Genomic DNA, 3336 nt, shown 5'->3' on the forward strand with positions numbered 1-3336 from the left:
CTCTATGATAAAATACTTAGTTTTATTTGGGCAGATAAGCAAAATTCAGCTTATCGAGAGTGTGTGATTATTTCTGTAAAATTAATTTCTCTATGATAAAATACTTAGTTTTATTTGGGCAGATAAGCAAAATTCAGCTTATCTGCCTTTTTGTAATATAGCACGGATTTTCTTCCGCGTCAAGAGCGGTCTTGCAAAAGACCGTATTTTTCACACTATACAAATGTAAAAATATATGCTAAACAAGTCGTCCATCATACATAATGGACAGTTCTCCGTAAACTCTGCCCCAATTTCTAAGTGGCATTGTCCACTTCTTTGTTGCTTCAAAGGTTGTCAAATACAGTGCCTTTAAAAGGGCTGTATCGCTCGGAAATACGCTCCTTTGGCTATTCAATCGACGAAGTACGCTATTAAGACTTTCTATTGCATTTGTTGTATACATGACTTTTCTGACTTCTGTTGAAAATTTGAACATCGGTGATAAAACATCCCAATTTTCTTCTCATCTTCTCATCACATTAGGATACTTTTCTTGCCATTTTTTTGTGACACTCTGCATACGTTCGTATCCGCTTTCTTCGTTCGGTGCATGGTATATACTCTTTAAATCATTTGCAAATGCTTTTTTGTCTTTTTCCGCTACATATTTCAATGTATTGCGCACTTGATGGACAATGCAACGCTGATACTCCGTATTTGGATAGGCTGCTGCTATTGATTCCTTTATCCCTGATAAACCGTCTGCACATAATATTAATATATCTCTAACACCACGATTTTTGAGTTCATTTAAAACTCCCAGCCAATATTTCGCACTCTCATTTTCGCCAATGGTTATGCTTAAAACTTCCTTCTTACCCTCGTCATTTACACCAAGAATTATGTATGCAGCTATCTTTTTTACTATATGCTCATCACGAACCGAAAAGTGGATTGCATCAATGAAAACTATCGGATACACAGCTGATAAAGGGCGTTGTTGCCATTCTTCTATTTGAGGTAATATTTTATTTGTAACTGCGGTTACCATACTTTCGCTTACCTCAAAACCATATATATCTTCCACAATATCAGAAATTTGTCTTGTTGTCATGCCCTTTGCAGACATAGCAATGATTTTTTGTTCTATTGCTGATATGTCCTTCTTTCGCTTAGGGACTATCTGCGGTTCAAAATCACCGTCACGGTCTTGTGGAACATCAATAGGTATCTCGCCATAAGAACTACGAAGTTTTTTGTGTTTTACTCCATTTCGATAATCCGGATTGTCACTGCGTTCATATTCGTCATAGCCTAAATGTTCATCCAGTTCAGTTTCCATCATTTCCTGAATAGTACCGCCTAACAGATCCTTTAGTGCCTCTTGAATATCTTCTGCTGTCTTGATGTTGTATTCCTGAATCAATCCGGCAATGATATTCTTCTTTCCTTCACTCATTCTTTCTCGTCTACGTCTTGCCATAAAAAAATTCCTCCTATGATTTATTTATATTCTATCATAGAAGGATTCTTTTTTACAGACTTTTTCTCACACTCTCCATTTATCTTCCTTTTGCTACCGGCAAATCCTCATCACTTTTGTTATATTTTTCTTTTCTTTTTTTATAGTAATCGCATTTCTTTATCTCCACAAAAATATCATCAGGTATGCCAGTCGGATATAACCTACATGTAACTTCCATAAGATTGTTATATTCACATTCTGTACACTTTGGTAAATTTGCCATAACAAAACCTCTCAGATTATTTTTCGCGTTGTTTCCATAAAGGGGTAATATGTGCCTTGCCTCAAGTCTCGCCAATGCTCCATAAGATAATTTCTTTCTTCTTCGTATTCTTCAACAGACATTCCATCACGCCAAAACGGCGTTTCTTTAATCGTTCCTCTTGCCCAATCTTCCGCCATTTTCGAACTCCTCCTATTCATCGAAAAAGCTAAATTTAGCGTCAATCATATCCTTTACTCTTTTATCCGAACCTGTATAAGGTTCAATTTTCAAAACATCTAATGCAGCAGAAGCGAATTGAGCATTGGACATACCCATAGATACATATGTATCTTTTTGAAGTTCTTTCAACGCCGCTATAATGTCATTATCTTTCATATTATATTTAACCGCACAACAAATGCCGTAATAATTATCACAAAGTCCGCCTTTTAGTCCTTTTAATATAGCCTCTTTATCGCCACGTCTCATTTTCCGTCTATTTTGTTCCGACTCATTTTTTTGCATCATATACGTTATCCCCAATTATCTTCTTATTTCATCATAATGATTTTCCTTGTTCTCCGGATGTTTGTTCTAAATAATGTTTGTAACTTTCTTGAGCCTCTTTAGGGGCATCAGGCTTTAATACTTTTACATAGTTTTCTTTTCTTTCCCACCAATCGGGATTAGTTGTCCAATAAAGATCTAACCTTTTCATAAATATTCCTCAAATCTATTGCAATTTTATTTGTTTTTTATAGCCTTATTTTCAATTAACTAAGTTTCTAAAAGTCAAGCTTGCATTTCTTATAGTTCATTATATTCTTTCCCCATTTCTCTGTCAAGTTTCTCGTTACAAAATCCACTCAAAGATATTATACACTTTTCATATAATGTTTTCAAATGTGCCGAAGGTACTTAACTCGCACAAATGTGGTAGCTACTGCTCACCGTTTTGAGCACGCTTGCAAAAAAAAACAGAGTAAGCGATATATCGCTTACTCTGACGTGGTGCGGATAACAGGACTTGAACCTGCATGGGTTGCCCCACATGAACCTGAATCATGCGCGTCTGCCAATTCCGCCATATCCGCCCGACTTAACTATTATATCAAATGTACATTCAAAATTCAATAGTCAAATCCAAAATCTACTTATATTCTTTCAAAAATTTTATATCTTCCTTGGTAAGTTCGGCTTTTTCAAGCATATCGGGACGCTTTTTGAGTGTATTAATGAGTGACTGTTCCCTTTTCCACTGTTCGATTTTCGCGTGATGACCGGAAATAAGTACATCGGGAATCGGTTTTTCGTGCCAAACTGCCGGACGGGTATACTGCGGATACTCCAAAAGTCCGTTAAAATGCGACTCATTTTCATACGAAGTTTCAGCAGCCAAAACTCCCGGAACAAGTCTTGAAACAGTATCAATAACAGTCATCGCCGGAATTTCGCCGCCTGTCATAACAAAGTCACCGACGGACAGTTCCATATCCACAATTTCATCTATAACTCTTTGGTCAATACCCTCATAATGACCGCAAAGCAAAACGATATGCTCATAATTTGCAAGGTCGATCGCGATACCCTGATTAAACACCTTTCCCTGCGGCGACATATATAT

General features: G+C 36.7%; 5 protein-coding genes, 1 tRNA gene and 1 pseudogene. All 7 read right to left on the minus strand.

Annotated features, from left to right (window positions below; all coding sequences use genetic code 11):
- Positions 1–238: 238 nt before the first annotated feature.
- Positions 239–1465, minus strand: a pseudogene (locus ACLTU0_RS11370) (IS256 family transposase).
- Positions 1466–1544: 79 nt separating this feature from the next.
- Positions 1545–1730: a hypothetical protein gene (locus tag ACLTU0_RS11375; protein ID WP_412322553.1), complete on the minus strand. Its 186-nt coding sequence runs from the start codon at positions 1728–1730 to the stop codon at positions 1545–1547.
- Between the two features lie 11 nt (positions 1731–1741).
- Positions 1742–1909: a hypothetical protein gene (locus tag ACLTU0_RS11380; RefSeq protein ID WP_412322555.1), complete on the minus strand. Its 168-nt coding sequence runs from the start codon at positions 1907–1909 to the stop codon at positions 1742–1744.
- 13 nt (positions 1910–1922) lie between these two features.
- Positions 1923–2240, minus strand: coding sequence for a hypothetical protein (locus ACLTU0_RS11385; protein WP_412322556.1), 318 nt, complete (start codon positions 2238–2240; stop codon positions 1923–1925).
- A gap of 31 nt (positions 2241–2271) precedes the next feature.
- Positions 2272–2430: a hypothetical protein gene (locus ACLTU0_RS11390; protein WP_337599269.1), complete on the minus strand. Its 159-nt coding sequence runs from the start codon at positions 2428–2430 to the stop codon at positions 2272–2274.
- Between the two features lie 291 nt (positions 2431–2721).
- Positions 2722–2806, minus strand: a tRNA-Leu gene (locus ACLTU0_RS11395).
- A gap of 56 nt (positions 2807–2862) precedes the next feature.
- A partial coding sequence (trmD, locus tag ACLTU0_RS11400) for a tRNA (guanosine(37)-N1)-methyltransferase TrmD (protein ID WP_412322557.1) occupies positions 2863–3336 on the minus strand: 474 nt, incomplete at its 5' end.

It is taken from the genome of Hominilimicola sp. (assembly GCF_046972485.1).
Classification (GTDB): Bacteria; Bacillota; Clostridia; order UBA1381; family UBA1381; genus Hominilimicola; species Hominilimicola fabiformis.